The sequence below is a fragment of the Deinococcus peraridilitoris DSM 19664 genome, assembly GCF_000317835.1.
GTDB classification, from domain to species: domain Bacteria; phylum Deinococcota; class Deinococci; order Deinococcales; family Deinococcaceae; genus Deinococcus_A; species Deinococcus_A peraridilitoris.
Genome location: NC_019793.1, coordinates 2749321 through 2769439, shown reverse-complemented (window position 1 = coordinate 2769439; position 20119 = coordinate 2749321). Strand labels below are relative to the sequence as shown.

The window sequence follows — 20119 nt, the reverse complement described above, 5'->3', positions numbered from 1 at the left end:
GCCGTGTAAAAATCTCCCGAACATGCCGCTTTTCGACCACCAGGACACCACGGACCGCCAACCGCCAGAGTGCTACATGCGGCCTGACAAACATAAGAAACCTCCCGTGCGTCAGTCAGGTCCGACACACGGGAGGTTCTTGACCTGCTCAGGCGGGGTTGTACCAGTTGCGGTCCCAGCGGTGCTTGTAGAGTCGCTCGACCTGCTCGCGGGACAAGCCCTGGCCGTCGGCCAGGGCCGCGTTGCGCTCGACGTTGGCGAGGCTGCGCATCCCGACGATGACGGTGCTCACCGCCGGGTGGGAGAGCACGAAGCGCAGGGCCGTTTCCGGGAGCTGCTCGGTGCTGATCCCCAGATCCTGCTCGATGGCGCGCAGATGCTCTTGCAACTCCTGTTTGCGGTTTCCGCCAAAGTAGCGGTGGCGCCAGTCGCCCTCCGGAAAGGTCGTGTCGGCCGTAATGCGACCTGACAGGCTGCCCTCGTCAAGCGCGACACGCACGATCACGCCGATGTCATGGACCTGGCAGGCGTCGAGCAGGCGGTCCTGGGGGCTCTGGTCAAAGACGTTGTAGATGACCTGTACCGTGTCGATCGCGCCCGACTCGATCAGGCGGATGGCGTTGTCGGGCTGGTGGTCGTTGATGCTGATTCCGAAGTGCCTGATCTTGCCGTCGCGCTTGAGCTGGGTAATGGCGTCCTGCCAGTCGCCCTGGTCGGTCCAGCTGTCGTCCCAGACATGAAACTGCTGCACGTCGATGCTGGGCAGGCCCAGGTTCTGCAGGCTCTGGTCCGTGCAGGCGATGACGTGCTCAGCCGGAAAGGCGTCGCTCGCAGGGATGCCTTTGGGCGCGGGCCATTGGCCGTTCTTGGGGGGAACCTTGGTGGCGACCAGCGTTCCGGGGTTGTCACGGACAACCTGCCCGACTAGGCGTTCGCTGTGTCCGTCACCGTACCCGAGGGCCGTGTCGATGAAGTTCCCCCCGAGGTCGATAAAGCGCTGCAGCGCGCGCAGGCTTTCCTGGTCATCGGCGCCGATCCACATGGCCTGACCGATGCCCCAGGCTCCATAGCCGATCTCTGAAACGTTTAAGTTCGTGCGGCCAAGTCTACGGTGGTACATGCCCTGTTTTAGCGCGCGCTGAAAAATAGAATCTTCAGGAAGTCTTGAGGAGTAGCACTCGGGTTCTCAAATGAAAAGTTTTGACAGAGAAGATTTGACATTTGAAATATGCTGCTCTAATCTTGCTGCTCGAGAGGAAGTTCCTGTGACCCAAAGTGACTCCACCCCGGCTATCCCTGCGACCTCGTGGGCCATCATCGACTCCACGCTGCGTGAAGGCGAACAGTTCGCGCGCGCCAATTTCTCCGGTGACGACAAACTGGAAGTCGCGCGGGCCCTCGACGCCTTTGGGGTGGAGTTCATCGAGGTCACCACGCCCATGGCCTCGCCGCAAAGCGAACTCGACGCCCGGCGGCTCGTGAATCTCGGCCTGAACGCCAAGATCATCACCCACGTCCGCTGCGCCATGGAAGACGCCCGGCGGGCCATCGACACGGGGGTTCACGGCATCGACCTGCTCTTTGGCACCAGCAGCTACCTGCGCGAGTTCAGTCACGGCAAGAACATCGAGCAGATCATCGATCAGGCACGCGACGTGATCAGCTTCGTGAAAAGCCAGGGCGTCACGGTGCGCTTCAGCGCCGAGGATACTTTCCGCAGCCAGGAGCGCGACCTGCTGGCCGTCTACCGCGCCGTCGACGAGGTGGGCGTCCACCGCGTGGGGCTGGCCGACACCGTCGGGGTCGCCACGCCCCGCCAGGTTTACGCCCTGGTACGCGAAGTACGCCGCGCGGTGAGCTGCGACATCGAGTTCCACGGGCACAACGACACCGGCTGCGCTGTCAGCAACGCCTACGAGGCCGTCGAGGCGGGTGCCACTCACATCGATACCAGCGTGCTGGGCATCGGCGAGCGCAACGGCATCACGCCGCTCGGTGGCTTCCTGGCCCGCATGTTCACCCTTGATCCGCAGGGCCTGATCGACAAGTACCACCTCGAACTGCTGCCGCAGCTCGACGCGATGATCGCGCGCATGGTGGACCTGCCAATTCCCTGGAACAACTACCTGACCGGCGAGTTCGCCTACAACCACAAGGCCGGCATGCACCTCAAGGCCATCTACCTCAATCCCGGCGCCTACGAAGCCATTCCGCCCGAAGTCTTCGGGGTAGGGCGGCGCGTGCAGGTTGGCAGCCGCCTGACCGGCAAGCACGCCGTGGCGTACAAGGCCCGCGAACTCGGTTTGCACTTCGGTGAGGACGCCCTGCGCACCGTCACCGACCACATCAAGGCCCTCGCCGACCACGGCGACCTCGACGACGCTCACCTGGAGCGCGTGCTGCGCGAATGGGTCAGCGCCTGATGCTGATGCCCAAGGTGAACCATTACCGGGTCTTTGCCGACGCGCCGCACGGCGGCAAGCATGTTGCCATCGCGAGCGCCGCCGAGCCGCTGACGGGGGCCGAGATGCAGCAGCAGGCGAGAGAGAGCGGCGCGCCCCTCACCGCGTTCATCACCGCTCTGCACGGCAACGAAGTCTGGGTTCGTTTCTTCACGCCGGGCAAAGAAAAGGGGGACAGCGACAGCGGCGCCCTGGTGATCGCCGAGTACCTGCAACGCTTCAGCCTGGTCGGCGATCACCTCACCGTCCATGCGGGCGCGAGCGTCCTGCACGTGGAGCGGACACCCGAAGGCTGGGGCAGCAGACAGGAAGAAACCCACGCGGGGCGGGAAATCGACCCCACGCTGCTGCTCGACGCCCTACACCTGGGTGCCCATGCGCTCGACCCGCGTTACCCGGTGCAGGCCTGTGGCGCGGACCGTCACAACATCATCCTGCCGCTGCGCGACAGCGCAGACCTCGACGCGCTGCGACCGGATTTCGACGCAGTCCGTCACTTCAACGAGCACAGCGGCACCAACGGCGTCATCGCCTGCACCTTCAATTCGGCGCGTGCCTCGGACGTGGACTTCCGCTTTTTTGCTCCCAGGCGCGGCCTCAGCGAGGACAACGCGGGCAGTTACACCCTGGCCACCCTGTGCGGCTACCTGACCGCGCACCGGCCCCAGCTGCGGGAAATCAGCGCCACCCAGGGCTACGGCATGCATAAACCATCGCGCCTGCACGCCCGCTTTGCGCGCGAGAATGAAACGGCGACGGGCATCGTCGTGAGCGGCGCCGTGCAGCAGGACGTTAAAACAGTGCCGCTGGAGGTCCTGGCATGACATCTACTCCTTCCCGCCCGCAGTCGATGGCGGAAAAAATCCTTTCGCGGCGTTCGAGCACAACCGTGTACGCCGGTGACCTCGCGGTCGTCGAGGTCGATCAGGTGATGATCGTCGACTCGATCGCCCAGAGCGTCATCGGGGTGCTCGCCGACCTCGAGGCCACGCCCAAGTTCCCCGAGCGGGTCTCGTTCGTGATCGACCACGTCGCGCCCGCCAGCACCGTCAGCGTCGCGCAGGCCCAGAAGGAAGCGCGCGAATACGCCACCAGGACCGGCTGCCGCCTGTTCGACGTAGGGCGCGGCATCTGCCATCAGGTGCTGGTCGAGGAAAAGCTCGCGCGTCCCGGCTGGATCGTGCTGGGCAGCGACAGCCACAGCACCACTTACGGCGCGGTGGCGGCCTTCGGCACGGGCATGGGCGCCACCGACATCGCCCTGGCCGCCGCCAGCGGCAAGACCTGGCTCAAGGTGCCCGAAAGTGTCAAGGTGACCCTCTCGGGCGAGCTGCGTCCCGGCGTCACCGCCAAGGACGTCGCGCTGGAGATGATCCGGATGCTCGGTGCGGACGGCGCGACGTACCAGTCGATCGAAATTCACGCCGGAGAGCGCTTTTCACGCGGCGAGCGTATGACCCTGGCCAACCTGTGCGTCGAGGCAGGCGCCAAGGCCGGTCTGGTCGTGCCAGGCGGCGAGGTGCTCACCGCCTACGGCTACGACTTTCCCGAATGGGTCTATCCCGACGAGGGCGCGACCTACGTGCGCGCCGTTCACATCGACCTGAACACGCTCAACGCCCGCATGAGCGCGCCCAGCGAGGTCGACAACGTGCACGACGTGAGCGCGCTGCGCGGCCTGAAGGTCGATCAGGTGTTCATCGGCACCTGCACCAACGGCCGCCTCGAAGATTTGCACGCCGCCGCCGAGGTGCTGCGCGGGCAGCGCGTCTCTCCGCACACGCGCCTGCTGGTGATTCCCGCCAGCAGCACCGTGATGGAGGACGCTCTGCGGGACGGCACCCTGCTGACCCTGATGCAGGCAGGCGCCATTCTCGGAACGCCGGGCTGCGGACCCTGCATGGGCCGCCACCAGGGTGTGCTGGCACCCGGTGAGGTGTGCGTCTCGACCAGCAACCGCAACTTCATCGGGCGCATGGGCGCGGCCGACGCGCAGATCTACCTCGCCTCTCCTGCCGTGGCCGCCGCCACCGCCGTTGCGGGCCGTATCGCGCTGCCAGAGGACGTGCGGGAAGGAGCGGTGGCGTGACGCCCTTCTGGGATCAGCTGGACGAACTGTCCCGCACCAGCGACATCATCGTGGACCGCCCGCGCGGCAGCCACCACCCGCGCTTCCCCGACCTCGTGTACCCGCTCGACTACGGCTACCTCAGCGGCACGACCGCCGGGGACGGGCACGGAATCGACGTGTGGCTTGGCAGCCAGAACGCGCGCGAACTGGTCGGCATGATCTGCACCGCCGACCTCAAGAAGCGGGACACCGAGATCAAGTTGTTGCTTGGCTGCGATGAGCGTGACATTCAGTCGGTGCAGGCGTTTCTGAATGGCCACGGCAGCTTCGGCTGCCTGTTCGTGCGGCGCGAAGGAGGTTATCATGCCTAAAGTCTGGAAGTTCGGGGACGGCGTCAACACCGACGACATCCTGCCTGGCAAGTACGCCCCCTTTATGGTCGGCGAGGACGTCTTTCAGACTTACGCGTTTCATCACTTCCGTCCGGAGTTCGCTCCGAACGTGAAACGCGGAGACGTGCTGGTCGGCGGGCGCAACTGGGGCCTGGGATCCAGCCGCGAATATGCCCCGATGGCGCTGCGCAAGCTGGGCATTGGGGGGATCATCGCGGCTTCGTTTGCTCGCATTCATTACCGCAACCTGCTCAACCTGGGCATTCCCGCCTTTGAAGCTCCCGACCTGATCGGGCAACTGGGTGACGGCGACGAGGTCACGCTCGACGTGAACGCGGGCATCCTCAGGCGTGGTCATGATGAATTTCAGCTGGGCGCGCCCCCGGAGTTTCTGCGTGAAGCGCTGAGGGAAGGCAGCATCCTGGAGTTTTACCGCAAGTACCAGCGCTTTCCGGGAGAGGAGCCGACATGAAACGCTGACTCCTCTCCCGTCAGGGTGCCTGATCAAACCACGCAACCAGGAGATCCGTAGAATACGGTCATGGCCGTACTCGAAGTCGAATGCCCCATTTGCGGTGAGGTGCTGGAACTCACCGACGCCGACCGCGCGGACCTGCAGCTGGGCGACGTGATCATCTGCGACAGCTGCAACGCCGAGATGGAAGTTACCCGAAACGAAGGCGAAGACTTCGACCTCGAACTGCTGGGCATCCTGACCGTCTGCCCCAACTGCTCCGAGGAATTCGACGTGACCGAAGAGATGATCAGCGAAAGCAGCATCGTGCAGTGCCCGCACTGCACGGCACACATCGAACTGGAATTCGAAGACGCCTGATGCCCCTGCCTGCACGGCAGCCCAAGTCAGCAAAGCACCAACACAAGGAGAAACAACATGGCCACAGTGAACTTTGAAAATCCCGATACCGGCGCCGTCATCACCCTCAACAACCCCGAACTGGGCGAGCTGGTCCTCGACGACGAAACCGGCGCGGAGTACGAGGTCGTGAGCGTCGATCCCCCGCGCCTTGCGCCCGCCCCGCAGGAAGCCGAGGACTGGGGCGAGTAGTCAGGCTCGGCGGTCAGTCCGGCCAGACTGGCCGGACTGACCGCCGAATGCTGAAAGCGACTTATGGCTGATTTTGCAATCATTTACGACCGCGTCCGGCCGGACGAGAAGATGCTCTTCGACGCGCTCGACGCACGCGGCATCGAATACGACAAGGTCTACGCCCCCCAGCTGAAACTCACCTTCGGTCAGAAGGTCCCCTGGAAGGTGGCGCTGGAACGCTGCGTGTCGCAGTCGCGCGGCCACGCCATCACCAGCGCCCTGGAGGGCTTTGGCGTACGGGTCGTGAATCCCTCGCACGTCATCGAACTGTGCGGCGACAAGCTTGCCACCAATGCCCGGCTGGCGCTGCACGGTGTACCCACGCCCCGCACCGGCGTGGCCTTTACGCCCGAAAGCGCGCTGGAGCTTATCGAGGAATTCGGGTATCCGGTCGTCATGAAGCCCACCGTGGGCAGCTGGGGGCGCCTGCTGAGCAAGATCAACGACCGCGACGCGGCCGAGGCGGTGCTGGAGCACAAGGAAGTGCTGGGCGGTTACCAGCACCAGATCTTCTACGTGCAAGAACTGATCCGCAAGCCCGAACGCGACATTCGCGCCTTCGTGATCGCCGGGGAGTGTATCGGCGCGATCTACCGCACCTCAGAGCACTGGGTCACCAACACCGCGCGCGGCGCCAAGGCCAGCAACTGCGAAGTCACCCCTGAAATCGCCGAACTGGCCGTGAGGGCCGCGCGCGCGGTGGAAGGCCTGGTCGTCGCCATCGATCTGCTCGAGGACCCCGAGCGCGGGCTGCTGGTCAACGAGATCAACCACACCATGGAATTCAAGAACAGCGTCAGCACGACGGGCGTCGACATTCCCGGACGGATCGTCGAGTACACGCAGTCCTGGCTGATCAGCGGCTGAAAGCGAGCAGAGGACCGCCAGGTCGTTTCCCACCGAAAGACACAACATGACCAGACTGAAAGTAGCCATCGTGGGCGGTTCCGGATACGCGGGAGGAGAATTCCTGCGTCTCGCGCTCGCTCACCCCATGCTGGAGGTGACCCAGGTCACCAGCGAACGCAACGCCGGATCGCCGGTCACCTTCGTGCATCCCAACCTGCGCTCGCGCAGCACCCTCAAGTTCAAGAAGCTGGCCGACCTCGAACCCTGCGACGTACTGATCCTGGCGCTGCCGCACGGCAACGCCGCCAAGCGCCTCGCACAGTTCGAGGGTCTGGCGGGCACCATCATCGACCTCAGCGCCGACTTCCGCATCAAGGATCCGGAGCGCTACAAGAAGTACTACGACGAGGATCACCCTGCCCCGGACAAGCTGGGCGAGTGGGTCTACGGCAACCCTGAACTGCACCGCGAGGAGTTGCGCGGCGCGACGCGCATCGCCTGTGCGGGCTGCTTTGCCACGACCGTGATTCTGGCGCTCTATCCCTTGCTCAAGCTCGGCGTACCGCTGCCAAAGGACATCATCGCCACGGGCCTGGTTGGTTCGAGCGCGGCGGGCGCGAGCGCCAGCGACAGCAGCCATCACCCCGAACGGGAAGGCAGCCTGCGTGTCTACAAGGCCACCGGGCACCGCCACCATGCGGAAGTCGAGCAGGAACTGCCGGGCAACTTCCCGATTCACCTGTCGGCCATCAGCACTCCCAGAATTCGCGGCATCCTGACCACCGCGAGCCTGTTCATTCCCGACGGCTACAGCGAGCGCGACGTGTGGGGCGCTTACCGTGAGGTGTACGCCGAGGAGCCGTTCATTCGCATCGTCAAGGTGCGTCAGGGCATTCACCGCTATCCCGACCCCAAGCTGCTCGACGGCACCAACTTCTGCGACATCGGCTTCGAGGCCGATCAGGACTCGGGTCGCGTGGTCGTGATGAGCGCCATCGACAACCTGGTCAAGGGCACCGCCGGTCACGCCCTGCAGTCGCTGAACATCGCGCAGGGCTGGGACGAGGCGCTGGGCCTGGAGTTCATGGGCCTTCACCCGGCCTGAGCCAGAACTGTACGCGCCACCCGCGAGCCGCCAGGCAGGTTCATGGCGGCTCGCTTCTTGTGGCCTGAGACAGACGTGGGGTACGTGCCCCAGACTGCGTACCCTAAACTCGGCGCATGAGCGTTCTCAAGTCATTTCTGATGGGCGGCCAGGGCATGGCGAGCGTCGACCGCATCTTGGCGGACCTGACCCTGGAGGGCGCCACGCGGCGCTTCGAAGGGCTGCCCTACACCGTCTACGACCTGATCTGGCACATCGAGCTGTGTCAGAACCTGCTGCTGCAGGGCCTTGCCGAGGAGCAAAGCGAAATCCGCTTTCCCCCTGCCTCCGAGCAGTGGCCGCAGAACCAGCCCGACGAGGAAGCCTTCGAGGACCTGATCTCGCGCGTGCGGGCCGGGGTGTACGAAGCCTCCGAACTGGCGGGCGACCCGGAGGACCTCAGCGAGCGCGACCGTGAAATTCTCGAGGATATCGCGGCGCACAACGCCTACCACTGGGGACAGGTGGTGGTGCTGCGGCGTTTGCTGGGCAGCTGGCCGGGAAAGGAGCAAGGCGCGTGAACATGCTGCAGGCCGCCCTGAGCGGCGGGGCGGGGTTTCGGGAGGTGGGCGAGATTCTGGTCGGGCTGAAGTACGAAAACGCCATCCGAAGCGTACCCGGCGCGGCTCATACCATCTATGAGCTCCTGTGGCACCTGGAGTTCGTGCAGCGCCAGCTGCTCGGTGAGGCGGCCGGTCAGGAGATCGATTGGCAAGAGCAGGCGTCGTGGTGGCCACGAGAAACCCCGAGCGAAGCCGAGTTCGGCCGCCTGCTCCGCGATCTGCAGGTGAACCTGGCGCACGCCCAGATGCTCGCCGAAAGCCCCTCCGCGCTGGCGCAGGGCGCACTGCTCGACCTGGCGGTGCACAGCGCCTACCACTGGGGCCAGGTCGTGCAGCTGCGCCGCCAGTTGGGTGACTGGCCCGCTCCGGGGTGGGGGGCGTGATCGTCGTCGGTTCGACCAATCCCGCCAAGGTGAACCCGGTGCGCGACGTGATGACGCGGCTCTTCGCGGATCTGGAGGTGCGCGGCGCGCAATTGCCCTCCGGCGTGCCCGAGCAGCCCATCGGGTTTCAGGAAACGCTGCAGGGCGCGCGCAACCGTGCCCAGGCGGCCGTGCTTCAGCCGGGCGCCGTCTGGGGCGTGGGCCTCGAAGGTGGGGTGGAGTTTGACGACAAAAGCCGGGGCTGGCTCTTCGGCATGGTGGCGGTCGCGCACGCCGGGCGCGTCACGTACAGCCGCAGCGCGTCCCTGGAGCTGCCCCCGCGCGTGACACTGCGGGTGAGGGCCGGAGAGGAACTCGGACCGGTCATGAACGAACTTTCGGGGGTGCAGGACAACAACCGCAAGACGGGCGCCATCGGCTTCCTGACCGGCGGGCTGCTGGAACGTGCCGATGTCTGGCGTCAGACCCTGGCGCTGGCACTCGCACCGCACCTCTCACCCGAACTGTACGGTTAGATTGCTCCAGGGACGGCCAGTTCGGATCAACGCCGTTTGCCTTTGCGTGATTTCGTGCGAGCCCTCGGCGCGCCCGCCTCGGCCTGCAGGCGCTGGTAGTTTTCCAGGCGTCCCGCGTTGAGCCTGCCCTCCTGCACGGCTGCCTGCACCGCGCAGCCGATTTCCCCACTGTGAGTGCAGCCGCGATACTGACACTGCAGGGCGAGCGCCTCGATGTCGGAAAAGGTGTCCTCGACTTCCTCGGCCCATACGGCGATCTCGCGCAGGCCGGGATTGTCGATCAGCACCCCGCCGCCGGGCAGCAGGTACAGTTCGCGCGATGTGGTGGTGTGGCGGCCCTTGCTGTCCCACTCGCGCACCGCGCCCGTCGCGGCGGCCTCATGGCCCAGCAGGCGGTTGGTGAGGGTCGATTTCCCCACCCCCGACGAGCCGATCAGCGCCACCGTGGTGCCCGGCGTGAAGTAGCCGCGCAGCTCACCGAGTTCCTCACTCTGCAGCGCACTCACCGTGTGCAGTGGCACGTCCGGCGCCACCGTGGCAACTTCCGCGCGCAGGGTGTCCACGTCACCGCGCAGGTCGGCCTTGTTCAGTACCAGTACGGGCCGGGCGCCGCTGCCCGTCACGGCGGCCACGTAGCGCTCGATGCGCCGCACGCTGAAGTCCTCGTCAAGGGAGGTCACGATGAACACGAAGTCGATGTTGGTGGCGATCACCTGCTCGACCACCGCTTCGGGCCGCCGGGGGTTTCCGGCCCCCAATGCCCGCGAGAAACGCGTTCTGCGCGGCAGCACGTGCGTGACCACAACCGTGTCGTCGGCCTCCTGCTGCCGCACTGCCACCCAGTCCCCGATCGCCGGATATTCGCTTCTGGGCGCGTCAGGATGCAGCAGCAGTCCCGAAGGCACGGCGGAAGTGACACCACCTTTGGTGACGACACGAAACGAAGCCTTCTGCACGCTCGCCACGCGGGCGGGCTCCACACCGAAGGCGTTCAGCGCGCGAAAGTGGTCTTCGAAAAAGTCGTTCCAACCGAGGGCAAGAAGGTGCTCATGCATGCGTGCAGCGATTGTAGCCGCCCGGGATGAAGACTGCGCGGGATTCTCCAACCGGCTTCAGACCGGTGGTGCGTTCAGCAGGCCCAGCGCGAAGGCGGCTGCACTCACCAACAGCACCACGCTCCGGTCGCGATGCGTGAAGCTGGGATTGGCGCGGGCGGAAAACACGATGCTCACGGCAATCGCAAGGCCCAGATACCAGACCTCGGTCACCAGAAAGCGCCCGGCGTAAAAGCCGCAGGCGGTTAGCAGCACCGCCGACAGAAGAGCGCGCCCTCTCAAATAGAGCGCCTCACGAGACGACCGTACCCTGTCCATTCAGCGCGGCGCTCACCGGTTCCCCGGCGCGCGCGTCCCCGAAGATCACCCGCCCTACGCCACCCGCGACGGCCTCGGCAGCGCCCAGCACCTTTTTCTTCATGCGGTCCTGGGCGAACTCCAGATAGTCTTCGACATTCGCTGCCGCAATCTCGCGGATCAGGCTGGCTTCGTCGGGAAAATGACGCAGCAGGCCCGGGACGTTGGAGAGCAGCAGCAGCGCCTGCGCCTTCAGGCCGACGGCCAGGGCGGCGCTGGCGCGGTCGCCGTCCACGTTGATGGCCACCCCCTCATAACTCGCGGCGGGCGGGGTGAGCACCGGCAGGTAGCCGCCCTGCAGCAGCAGCTCGATCAGGCCGGTGTTGACCTTCTCGACGGTGCCGGTATGGTCGCCGCGCAGAATCTTGACCTTGCCGTCCTCGACGGCGCGCACGCTGTCCTTGTGCTTGCCCTCGAAGATGCGCCCGTCGAGGCCCGAGAGGCCCACCGCGTTGACACCGAGCCGCTGCAGCCGCTCCACGATGCCCTTGTTCATCTTGCCGCAGTAGACCATTTCGAAGATTTCCAGCGTCTGGCGGTCCGTGAAGCGCGAGGTGTAGCCGCTCGGCGAGGTCACGAAGCGCGGCGGATGACCGAGCGCCTCGGCGACGCGGTTGGTCTCACCGCTGCCGCCGTGTACCAGCACCAGACGCCGCCCTTCTTTCCAGAGCCTGGCGATGTCGGCGCACACCGCGTCGTAATCGATTCCGGCCGAGCCACCCACTTTGACAACGATCATGGCCTGCATGCTAACGCGCCGGGCGCCGGCGCGTTCAGGGTGGGGACCGCGGGATCAGCGGCGTCCGGTCAGCCGATACCCCGGTCATCCAGAGGCGGCGCGGATCACGAGGGCCTGGTGGGGCTGCAGGTGCAGTTCGGGGGTCGCTTCTCCGCTGGGATAGTTGTTGCTGAGCACCTCGCCGCCCACGAACTCATCCGGAATGCCGTAAGACTGGGCCTCCTCGCTGAACAGGGCCACCACCAGCAATTTGTCATGCCCGTCGTCGCGCACGTAGCAGAACAAGCTGGGATGCTCGGCGTCCAGCAGCGTGAAGGTGCCGTCGCGCACCACGCTGAGCGTCTTGCGCAGGCGGATGGTGTCGCGGTAGTGGTACCACACCGAGTTGGGGTCTCCTTCGGCGGCCTGGGCGTTGATGTCCGGATAGTTCGGGTTGACCCGGATCCAGGGCGTGGCGTTCGTGAAGCCCGCGTGCGGGGAGTCGTCCCACTGCATGGGTGTGCGGGCATTGTCGCGCCCGCGCGCGTGGACGCTGGCGAGAATACGCGCGTCGTCCCAGCCGTGTTCGTCACGCAGCACCTTGGAGGCATTGAGGGTCTCGATGTCCTTGTAGTGTTCGATGCTCTCGAAACTCACGTTGGTCATGCCGAGTTCCTGCCCCTGATAGATATAGGGCGTGCCCTGCATGAAGAGCAGCACCGTGCACAGCAGCTTGGCACTTTCCAGGCGGTACTGCCGGTCGTTCCCGAAGCGCGAGACGGCGCGCGGCTGGTCGTGGTTGTCCCAGTACAGGCTGTTCCAGCCGCGCCCGTAGAGTCCGGTCTGCCAGCGCGCCAGCACGCGCTTGACGTCGGGCAGGGCGAGCGGCGGATTGCTCCACTTGCCGCGTTCGGCCTGCTCGTCGCCCAGAAACACGTGCTCGAAGTGAAAGACCATGTTGAGCTCGCTGCGCTCCGGTCCGCTGTACAGCGCGCCCTGGTCGGGAGTCACGCCCGGGGTCTCACCGACGGTCACGATGTCATAGTGCGCGAGCACCTCGCGGTGCATTTCCTGCAGGAATTCGTGAATGCGCGGACCGTTCAGAAAGTGCGGCTGACCATCGGTCAGGGTCGTGCCGGGCAGGGGCAGTCCTTCGGGATAGGCCGGGTTCTTGCTGAGCATGTTGATGGTGTCCATGCGCCAGCCGTCCACTCCCTTGTCGAGCCAGAAGCGCATCATGTCGTACACCTCGCGCCGCACAGTCGGGTTTTCCCAGTTCAGGTCCGGCTGCTTGCGGCTGAAGAGGTGTAGGTAGTATTCGCCGCTGGCCTCGTCAAGTTCCCACACGCCGCCGCTGAAGTAGGACTGCCAGCGGGTGGGGGGCTGTCCGTCCTGGCCCTGCTTCCAGATGTAGTAGTCGCGTTTTTCCGAGGCGCGGTCACTGCGCGACTCGACGAACCAGGCATGCTCGTCGCTGGTGTGGTTCACCACCAGGTCGAGCATGATCCTGAGGCCGCGAGCATGCGCTTCTCGCAGCAGCTCGTCGAAGTCGTCCATCGTGCCGAACTCGGTCATGATGGCGCGGTAGTCGCTGATGTCGTAGCCGTTGTCGTCGTTGGGCGAGGCGTACATCGGCGAGAGCCACAGCACGTCCACGCCCAGGCGCTTGAGGTAGTCGAGGCGCGAGATGATACCCTGCAGGTCGCCGACGCCGTCACCGTTGCTGTCCTGAAAGGAGCGCGGATAGATCTGGTAGACGACGGCGTCTTTCCACCAGGGAACAGGCTGTAGGGCGTTGCTGGTCATGTAAGCTCCTTGTGGGCGGCGCCCGTGAACAGATCGGGCCGACCGGAAGATCGAACTGAATCCTTTCAGACAAGCCGGAAGCGGGATGTGAACCGCTTCACAGAATTGCTTTTCCCATGGTTTGCCCACGCCCAAAAGAAGAACCTCAACAGGATTCTCGCTTCCCGTCGAGGTCCTGGCGCTGTGTCAGGCGGGCGCAGTTTCCGTTCGCCGGAGCCACCGCTCAAGCGCCCCAAAGGTTCGCTCGGCTCCCTGCAGAATCTCGCTCTCCCCACCGTGCTCTGCTGCGTAGCCGCTCAGGGCCGCGCCAAACTCTTTCCACATCACCCCGAGTGTGTCACCGTAACTGGCAAAAAAGGCGGCGCCGTTCTCGGGCGTGAGCTGCAGCTGCCGTTCTACATGACGCGCGATGATCCGTCCGCCCAGGGTGGCGCCTTCCAGCACATACAGGCAGCCCAAAGCGTGCGCGACCGTGGACAGTGCGGGCAGCTGGGCACGCGCCGCGTGTGCTGTCTGGGACAGGCCCAGAACCTGCAGGTCACGCCGCAGCAGCGCACTTTTGCGTCTGGCCTCGAATCTGAAAACCTGCGGCAAGTCCAAGTCCGACAGTTGGGCTTCCAGGGGCAGGTAGAAACCCGCCATGCTGCCGAGCACTTCCCGGTACTGCTGCAGGGTGAGCGGGTCGTCCATGACGCGCACGAGCGCTTCGACACGCTCGTGCTGCGCCTGGGTGTGTTCTTTGAGCCGACGGAGAATCATGTCAGGGCAGCGGCCTCAGCCATGACGCTTGGGCGGCAGGTGCGCGTTCTGCACCCAGAAACTCTCCAGCGACTGCACGAAGTCGATAAAGCGCTCGATGCCCGAGGGCTTGGTGGTAAACGAATTGGCGTGCATGTCGTAGGTTTTCTCGATGTCCTCTTTGGCACTGGAGGTCGTCAGGATCACGATGGGAATCCGGCGCAGCTCGGGGTTGCCCTTTACGGCGTCCAGCACGTCAAAGCCACTTTTGCCCGGCAGATTCAGGTCCAGCAGGATCAGGTCGGGATGAACGACGGCTTCGTACGGAGGGTGGCGGTGCAGGTAGCTGATGGCTTCTTCGCCGTTGCGCACCACGTGAATGTTGGCGGGAAAATCCGCTTCCAGAAAGGCGGCCTTGGCCAGCGCCACGTCGCCTTTGTTATCCTCGACGAGCAGGATATCGACGGTTCTTTTTTTCTGTGTCATGCCTGACCTCTACTGCCTGTCCTCAGGCTGCCTGTCCTCTGTCTGCTGATCGTCAGCGTGGTCAGGAAGCACGAACGAGAATCGGGCTCCTTGCCCCACTTCCGATTCGACTGTCAACGTACCGCCGTGCTGCTCGATGATCTTGCGGCTGATGGCGAGCCCGACCCCGTTCCCGGGGTGGGTGTCACGCAGGTGGAGACGCCTGAAGATGGTGAAAATCGAGTCGTGGTATTCCCGGGCGATGCCCACGCCATTGTCCTGCACGCTCACCTGCCAGGCACCTTCACGGCGCAAGGCGTTCACGTGGACCCTGGGCGTCTGAGGTCCGGTGAACTTGAGAGCATTATCCAGCAGGTGGAACAGCACCTGCCTCAGCCACTCTGCATGCCCGGACACAGTTGGCAATTCCTCCCAGGTAACCTGCGCTCCTTTTTCCAACTGCACGGCGCCGAGTTCGTGCAGCACGCCGTGCAGCAGCATGTTCAGGTCGACCTCGCTTCTCGGCAAACCACGCTGCGACTCCACCCCGATTTGGATGTAGGCCTGCAGGTCATTGATGATGGTTCTCAGACGGGTAGAACCATCGACGACGAAACGAAGGTATTCCTCGCCGTCCTCATCAATTTGCCCGGCGTGAGTGCGCGCAAGCAGCTCTGCGAAGCTCGACACCTGCCGCAGCGGTTCTTGCAGGTCGTGCGAGGTGATGAAGGCGAACTGCTTGAGTTCGGCGTTCGTGCGTTCAAGGTCCTGATTGGCCCGCACCAGACGCGCGTTGATTTCCTTGAGCGCCCGGGTGCGTGCCGCGTTGGCTTCGATCAGGGCGTGGCGCAATTCGGCGGCCGCTTCCACTTCCACCGGGTGCCAGGGCAGCGACGTGTGGCGCACGGTCTGCACATAAGTCTCAAACGAAGTGCGAGGGGAAAGTCGGCGAACGCCCGTATCAGGGCTGACCTCGACGGGCTTGTTGGGATCACCGCCCCACCTGATGGTCTGCGCGGCCTCAGGGCGAAACCAGATCAGGTACTCGTCCCAGCGCTCCGAAAGGCTCACGCCCAGCAGACCGCAGGCCTGCGCCCCGAAGCGCGCGGAGGCGGGAAAATCACCGGGCAGGCGGTTGGTGGCAATAGCGGTGACCTTCTGCTCGCGAATCCACCCGACAAGCGCGCGCAGTTCCTCAGGCGAGGGACAATGGCCAAAGTGTGTGCCCTCGCCGTCAAGGCAGAGCGCCACGCCCTGCGCGCGCGTGAAGCGCAGCAAATCGTCCTGAGCGCGCGCCAGGGCGTCGTGCGGCCTGGGCGTGCCGGTCAGCGCTCCTGCGAGGCGCAAACTGAGCGCGCGCAGGTCTGCGCGCCAGGCGGCTTCCCCGGTTTCGCGCGCGGCGCCGAGTTGCAGGGCAATCACGCGGCCCAGAAAGGTCAGGGCCGAGCGGGTGGCGAAAGGGACGTATTTCGCCTGCAGATGGTGACAGGAGATCAAACCCCACAAGCGGCCCTCCTGCACGATCGATACCGAGAGGCTCGACCCCACGCCCATGTTCCTGAGGTACTGCACGTGCATCGGCGAGGTGGCACGCAGCACGGCGCCGCTCATGTCGAGCGGTGCCCCGGTCTGCGGATTGACGGGCGGTTCCATGGCCGCCGGTACGGCGTGAACATCAGCCGTAAGACGCAGCAGGTTTTGCAGGTACAGCGCCCGGGCCTGCGCTGGAATGTCGGACTCCGGAAAGTGCAGATCGAGGTAGGAGTGCAAGTTGCTTTCGCGCGCTTCGGCGATGACGTGCCCGTGTCCGTCGTCGTCAAAACGGTAGATCATCACGCGGTCGAAGCCGGTCAGCCGCCGGACCTGCGCAGCTGCCGCGTCACACAGGGCCTGCACGCTGGACGTGCCCTCCAGCGCCGCGAGCGCTCCTTTGGCTTCGTGAAAGAAGCTGGCCGAGCGCGAACGGGGATCGAAAGGTTCGAGTTCGAGGATGATGCCGTCCGGACCACGGTGCGCGCTGGCGTCGAAGACCAGTCCGCTTTTGAGCGTCAGGGTAAACGCGAACAGCGGCTCCTGCCCGGCTTCAATGCGCAGAAACTCCTGCAGCGGCGTCAGGTCCTCCGCACGCACGAAGGAGTGTAGCGGCTGACCCAGCATGGCCTCAGGGCTCAGACCCAGCAGCTCGGTGCAGTTGCGGCTGACCTGTAGCACGTGCAGATCGGTTTCGCTCAGGGCCAGCAGCAGTCCGTGGGCCTGAACGGCGCCCGGAATGTGAATGGGCTCCCGTGCGCAGTTATCGAGCTCGATCTGGGGTCCGCCCAGATGCTCGGGCAGCACGAAGTCCAAGGAACTCAAGGGAGCCGCAGGTCTATGGAAACGGACGTGGACACCCGAATAAAGGCACCGCTGCGAAGTTGCCGGCCCGATGGCGCGCGGCCCAGACGGTCGCACCTCAGGGCTGACGCGAATGAACGAGCATCAAAGGCCATAGGTATTCAGCATACCCTCTGAGCTTTCCGCTGGGCGCGGGCGACACCACACGATGATATAGAGAAAATGAAGGACGGCACCGGGATTTTCTGGTGTGATACTTCACAACCGCGTTCACTGCCTTGATTCCGATTGGCCACACAGTATGAAGCGCGGCTCATTCCGCATGGTCGTGAGGGGCGCGTATTGTGAATTTCATGCTTGAACGGTCGGATGGTGAGGAGGCGCTGCGCCTTTTACTCGGTGACCGTCTGCAGGAAGTCACAGCAGCGCTGGCCAGCGCCAAAAGCGAGAACGAAGTCCTGCGCGTCGTACTCGAACCGGCACTGCGCAGCTTACAGGCTGTGGCCGGAGCGGTGCTGTTGCTGGACCGTGAGCATTCCATGCTGAGGCTCTCGGCCAGTTCGGGATACGAAAAAGGCGGCAGCACCATCTGGCAGGACGGCCCCCTCAGTGCCGAGCTGCCCGCGACCCACGCCCTGCAATGGGGCCAGGCGCTGTTCTTCGAACATGCCGAGGCCCTGCACCATGCCTACCCGAACCTGGAGCAACTGACGGGTGCACGCGGACCCGTGGCGAGTGCCGTCGTACCGATGCTGCTCGAAGGGCAGGCGCTGGGTGTCATCGTGCTCGACTTTCGTGAGCCTCATGTCTTCACGCCGCCCGAGCGCCGTTTTTTGCTGACGCTGGCTTCACAGTGCGCCATCGCCTTCGAGCGCCTGATGCTCGCGCGCGAACTCGAAGAGCGGGTCGACGAGCGCACCCGCGAACTATTGCAGGAGAAAGCGGAGCTCGAAGCGATCCTGGCCAGCATTCCCGACGCCGTGTACGTCGCTTCCCAATCGGGCGTCACGCGCGCCAACGACTCTGCGCGCGCACTGCTGAACCTGCCCTCGGGGGACCCCCTGCCCCGCTCGGTGGCCGAACTGAGCGAACGGCTCCGAGTGCGCGATCCCCGTTCGGGCGCACGCCTGAACCTCAACGAGGAACCGCTGGTGAGGGCGCTGTCCGGCGAGACCTCCAGCCGTGACCTGCTCATTCGCCGGGACGCCACGGGAGAGGACTTGCTGTTGCGTTCCACGGCCGCACCGATCCACGTTGGCGGCGCAGTGGTGGGGGCGGTGTGCGTCAAGACAGACATCACCAACAGCCTGCAGGTGCGCGAGGTCCGGGCGCTCAATGCCCAACTCGAACAGCGCATTCTGGAGCGCACGATGGCGCTGGAGCAGCAGTCGGCAGCGCTCGACGGCTTTGTTCAGTTTGCGCGTCTGACCGCCCAAGCCACCGATATCCTGACCCTCGCCAGGCATGCCGCGCAGGTGTTGCGCGCGGCCCTGGGCGAGGTGAGCGTGGCGTACTATCAGCCACACGATCACCTCTGGAAGGCACGAACCTGGACAGACGACATTCCCCCGCAGGCCCTTGAAATGATCCGCTCGGGCGTGCACATGGACCATGCCAGTTTCGCGCGGGCCGTGCGGGAGCGTCAGGTCGTGTACACAGAGCGCTGGGACGCCGAGTCCGAGGGGCTGGCGGAATCGCGCGAATACGGCGCTGGAGCTCTGTACCCTTACTTTGTGGGCACCGAGCCTTGCGGAATGCTGAATCTGGCGACCCGTCGTGCCCAAGCCTGGAGCACACGCGAAAAGGAAGTGTTCGAGTCGGTCGCGCAGAGCCTCGGCCTGGCGCTGGAGCGCGCCGAGCAGGCACGTCAGCTCGACGAGCAGCGCCAAACACTGCAGAAACACTCTGAAGCACTGGAAGTCGCCAACGAGGAACTCGAAGCCTTCAGTTATTCGGTATCCCACGATCTGCGCACGCCTGTCCGCCACATCAAGGGCTTCGCGGGGCTGCTGCGGCGCGCGCAACAGGACCGGCTCGACGAGAAATCCGCCCGGTACCTCGCATCGATCGAGCAGGCCGCGTCCACCATGGACAACCTGATCGAAACACTGCTGGACTTTTCCCGCACCGCGCGTCAGCCCCTGCAGGTCGCGCCCGTGCCACTTGAGCAGCTTGTCGACCGAACACGGACTGCGCTGGCGCCGGACTTGCAGGGACGCGAAATCGAATGGCACCTCGAAAAGCTGCCCACCGTCCTGGGCGACGGGGAAACCTTGCAGCAGGTCATGACCAATCTGATTTCCAACGCCATCAAGTACACCCGCCCGCGCCGTCCGGCCCGTATCGAAATCAGGGCGCTGGAGCGTCCGGACGACTGGCTCATCACGGTGCGCGACAACGGTGTGGGCTTTGACTCGCGCTATCAGGACAAGCTGTTCGGTGTCTTCCAGCGGCTGCACGACGAGGACGACTTTGAAGGCACGGGCGTCGGGCTCGCCAACGTCAAGCGCATCATCGCGCGTCACGGCGGACAGGTCGGCGCAGAAAGCCAGGTCGGGCAGGGCGCCGCCTTTCACTTCACCCTGCCCAAGCACCCCGAGGTGAGCGGAGCGGTGCCAGACGAGTCTTCGTGAGCGTGTTCCGCTATCTGCTCCGTGTGCGTTACAGCGAGTGCGACGCGCAGAAAGTCGTCTTCAACGCCCGTTACGGGGAGTACATCGACCTCGCCACTACCGAGCTCATGCGCGCCGTCGGCTTCGGCGAGGCGCTCGGGAGTGGTGAACTCGACTACCAGCTGGTCAAGCAGGTCATCGAATGGAACGCGCCCGCGCAGTTCGATCAGGTGCTCGAACTGTCGGTGTGGGCCGAACACCTGGGCACCACCTCGTTCACCTTGCGAACCGACATCCGGATTGCCGGGCAGGAGCGGGTGATCTGCTCGGCCCAAACCGTGAACGTGCAGGTGGACGGGCAGACCCTCACCAAAAAACCACTGTCACCTGAGCTTCGCTCGGCGCTGCAGTCAGGTGCCGCCGGACGGAGCACCGACCACGCCGGTTACCTACAAGACGCATGTCCCAGTTGAGGCCGGCCTGAGCGAGCTTCCGAAGTATCGGGCAGACCACAGCTGAATTGGGCGCACTTGTATTCAGCGCCTTG

At 64.7% G+C, this 20119-nt stretch carries 22 protein-coding genes; 14 read left to right on the top strand and 8 right to left on the bottom strand.

Annotated features, from left to right (window positions below; translation table 11 throughout):
- Positions 1-148: 148 nt before the first annotated feature.
- The gene (locus DEIPE_RS13510; protein WP_015236533.1) at positions 149-1120 is read right to left on the bottom strand and encodes an aldo/keto reductase; all 972 of its coding nucleotides are present in this window, start codon (positions 1118-1120) and stop codon (positions 149-151) included.
- 145 nt (positions 1121-1265) lie between these two features.
- On the opposite strand from DEIPE_RS13510, the gene lysS reads away from it, so the two are divergent.
- The 12 genes from lysS (at position 1266) to yjjX (ending at position 9487) form a co-directional block, all read left to right on the top strand.
- On the top strand, positions 1266-2423 hold the full coding sequence (lysS, locus tag DEIPE_RS13505; RefSeq protein ID WP_015236532.1) for a homocitrate synthase: 1158 nt from the start codon (positions 1266-1268) through the stop codon (positions 2421-2423).
- A complete protein-coding gene (locus DEIPE_RS13500) occupies positions 2408-3286 on the top strand; it encodes a PhzF family phenazine biosynthesis protein (protein WP_015236531.1) in 879 nt (292 codons plus the stop codon). Before lysS ends, DEIPE_RS13500 begins: the two co-directional genes overlap by 16 nt.
- On the top strand, positions 3283-4551 hold the full coding sequence (locus DEIPE_RS13495; RefSeq protein WP_015236530.1) for a 3-isopropylmalate dehydratase large subunit: 1269 nt from the start codon (positions 3283-3285) through the stop codon (positions 4549-4551). Before DEIPE_RS13500 ends, DEIPE_RS13495 begins: the two co-directional genes overlap by 4 nt.
- Positions 4548-4904, top strand: a complete 357-nt coding sequence (locus tag DEIPE_RS13490; protein WP_015236529.1) for an inorganic diphosphatase — start codon at positions 4548-4550, stop codon at positions 4902-4904. Before DEIPE_RS13495 ends, DEIPE_RS13490 begins: the two co-directional genes overlap by 4 nt.
- Positions 4897-5397 carry a LeuD/DmdB family oxidoreductase small subunit gene (locus DEIPE_RS13485; RefSeq protein ID WP_015236528.1) on the top strand — a complete coding sequence of 167 codons (501 nt, stop codon included), beginning with the start codon at positions 4897-4899 and terminating at the stop codon, positions 5395-5397. Before DEIPE_RS13490 ends, DEIPE_RS13485 begins: the two co-directional genes overlap by 8 nt.
- A 69-nt stretch (positions 5398-5466) precedes the next feature.
- Positions 5467-5760: a zinc ribbon domain-containing protein gene (locus DEIPE_RS13480; RefSeq protein WP_015236527.1), complete on the top strand. Its 294-nt coding sequence runs from the start codon at positions 5467-5469 to the stop codon at positions 5758-5760.
- Positions 5761-5817: 57 nt separating this feature from the next.
- On the top strand, positions 5818-5991 hold the full coding sequence (gene lysW / locus DEIPE_RS13475) for a lysine biosynthesis protein LysW (protein WP_015236526.1): 174 nt from the start codon (positions 5818-5820) through the stop codon (positions 5989-5991).
- A 63-nt stretch (positions 5992-6054) separates the two neighbouring features.
- The gene (lysX, locus tag DEIPE_RS13470; protein ID WP_015236525.1) at positions 6055-6900 is read left to right on the top strand and encodes a lysine biosynthesis protein LysX; all 846 of its coding nucleotides are present in this window, start codon (positions 6055-6057) and stop codon (positions 6898-6900) included.
- A 46-nt stretch (positions 6901-6946) separates the two neighbouring features.
- The gene (gene argC, locus DEIPE_RS13465) at positions 6947-7987 is read left to right on the top strand and encodes an N-acetyl-gamma-glutamyl-phosphate reductase (protein WP_015236524.1); all 1041 of its coding nucleotides are present in this window, start codon (positions 6947-6949) and stop codon (positions 7985-7987) included.
- A gap of 116 nt (positions 7988-8103) precedes the next feature.
- Positions 8104-8547 (top strand): hypothetical protein, encoded by a 444-nt coding sequence (locus DEIPE_RS13460; RefSeq protein WP_015236523.1) that lies wholly within the window; start codon positions 8104-8106, stop codon positions 8545-8547.
- A 2-nt stretch (positions 8548-8549) separates the two neighbouring features.
- Entirely contained in the window at positions 8550-8972 is a 423-nt protein-coding gene (locus DEIPE_RS13455) for a damage-inducible protein DinB (protein WP_245557643.1), read from the top strand.
- On the top strand, positions 8969-9487 hold the full coding sequence (yjjX, locus tag DEIPE_RS13450) for an inosine/xanthosine triphosphatase (protein ID WP_015236521.1): 519 nt from the start codon (positions 8969-8971) through the stop codon (positions 9485-9487). The genes DEIPE_RS13455 and yjjX overlap by 4 nt, the downstream gene beginning before the upstream one ends.
- 26 nt (positions 9488-9513) lie before the next feature.
- On the opposite strand, the gene rsgA is transcribed toward yjjX, so the two are convergent.
- The 7 genes from rsgA to DEIPE_RS13415 form a co-directional block, all read right to left on the bottom strand.
- Positions 9514-10542 carry a ribosome small subunit-dependent GTPase A gene (gene rsgA, locus DEIPE_RS13445; RefSeq protein WP_015236520.1) on the bottom strand — a complete coding sequence of 343 codons (1029 nt, stop codon included), beginning with the start codon at positions 10540-10542 and terminating at the stop codon, positions 9514-9516.
- 57 nt (positions 10543-10599) lie between these two features.
- Complete coding sequence (locus DEIPE_RS13440) at positions 10600-10797, bottom strand: hypothetical protein (protein ID WP_041230903.1); 198 nt, start codon at positions 10795-10797, stop codon at positions 10600-10602.
- 37 nt (positions 10798-10834) lie between these two features.
- Entirely contained in the window at positions 10835-11638 is an 804-nt protein-coding gene (locus DEIPE_RS13435) for a [LysW]-aminoadipate kinase (protein ID WP_041231552.1), read from the bottom strand.
- Positions 11639-11722: 84 nt separating this feature from the next.
- Complete coding sequence (locus DEIPE_RS13430) at positions 11723-13423, bottom strand: glycoside hydrolase family 13 protein (RefSeq protein ID WP_015236517.1); 1701 nt, start codon at positions 13421-13423, stop codon at positions 11723-11725.
- A 186-nt stretch (positions 13424-13609) separates the two neighbouring features.
- Positions 13610-14182, bottom strand: coding sequence for a biliverdin-producing heme oxygenase (locus DEIPE_RS13425; RefSeq protein ID WP_015236516.1), 573 nt, complete (start codon positions 14180-14182; stop codon positions 13610-13612).
- Between the two features lie 15 nt (positions 14183-14197).
- Positions 14198-14647 (bottom strand): response regulator, encoded by a 450-nt coding sequence (locus tag DEIPE_RS13420; protein ID WP_015236515.1) that lies wholly within the window; start codon positions 14645-14647, stop codon positions 14198-14200.
- A 9-nt stretch (positions 14648-14656) separates the two neighbouring features.
- Positions 14657-16981 (bottom strand): ATP-binding protein, encoded by a 2325-nt coding sequence (locus DEIPE_RS13415; RefSeq protein ID WP_157448871.1) that lies wholly within the window; start codon positions 16979-16981, stop codon positions 14657-14659.
- Between the two features lie 332 nt (positions 16982-17313).
- Here DEIPE_RS13415 and DEIPE_RS22370 point away from each other — a divergent pair, with 332 nt between their 5' ends.
- Both DEIPE_RS22370 and DEIPE_RS13405 read left to right on the top strand, forming a co-directional pair.
- On the top strand, positions 17314-19593 hold the full coding sequence (locus DEIPE_RS22370) for an ATP-binding protein (RefSeq protein ID WP_157448870.1): 2280 nt from the start codon (positions 17314-17316) through the stop codon (positions 19591-19593).
- Positions 19590-20045: an acyl-CoA thioesterase gene (locus DEIPE_RS13405; RefSeq protein WP_015236512.1), complete on the top strand. Its 456-nt coding sequence runs from the start codon at positions 19590-19592 to the stop codon at positions 20043-20045. The genes DEIPE_RS22370 and DEIPE_RS13405 overlap by 4 nt, the downstream gene beginning before the upstream one ends.
- Positions 20046-20119: the final 74 nt, after the last annotated feature.